A 608-nucleotide genomic window follows, 5' to 3' on the forward strand; every position below is an offset into this window, starting at 1 on the left:
AAGGAAAATACAATCCTTCATTAAAGTTATGTTTACAAATTTGTTATGCGACAGATGCAACATTAGACGAAATCTTTTGGATAGAACAGGAGGATTACGAATGAAGAAAATTACAGATGAAAGACTTGTACTAAGGAATCTACAAAATATCCGTATTTTATTCTTTGTGCAAACTATGGGTATACTCTGCATTCTTGGATATGATTTGATACAAGGCGGTTTTGAACATATGCGTGACAACCCGCTATGGATGCTATTTATTATCACTTCGGTCGTGTCAGCTTATTTATCCATGAGCATCAATGTGCAACAGGAACATATGAAAAGGAATCCTAGAAAATCACTCCTTACAATTTTACTCGTATTGGTAGTAATAGTACTTGGTTCATCTTACCTTACATCTATTAGCCCAGAATCTAGTACAAGAGATGGGCTACTGTTAGGCCTTATCTTATTTGTTTGCGGACTCATTCCAATATTGTATGTTTATAAGTTACGAATGAAACAACTTGCTGATTTAGAAGAGGATTAATACAAATTTACATACTTTACTCGTATCACCCAACCACTTGGACACTTGTCTAAGTGGTTTATTTTTTTGCGAAAAA

Annotated in this window: 1 protein-coding gene and 1 pseudogene; both read left to right on the forward strand. The window is 34.2% G+C overall.

Features of this window, described 5'->3' with window-relative positions:
- Positions 1–104, forward strand: a pseudogene (locus KI356_RS28360) (transcriptional regulator); the annotation flags it as partial.
- Positions 101–532, forward strand: coding sequence for a hypothetical protein (locus KI356_RS26160; RefSeq protein WP_212936900.1), 432 nt, complete (start codon positions 101–103; stop codon positions 530–532). The pseudogene KI356_RS28360 and the gene KI356_RS26160, both read left to right, overlap by 4 nt.
- The last annotated feature ends 76 nt before the right edge of the window (positions 533–608 follow it).

The sequence above is a fragment of the Bacillus hominis genome (assembly GCF_018332515.1).
Taxonomy (GTDB): domain Bacteria; phylum Bacillota; class Bacilli; order Bacillales; family Bacillaceae_G; genus Bacillus_A; species Bacillus_A hominis.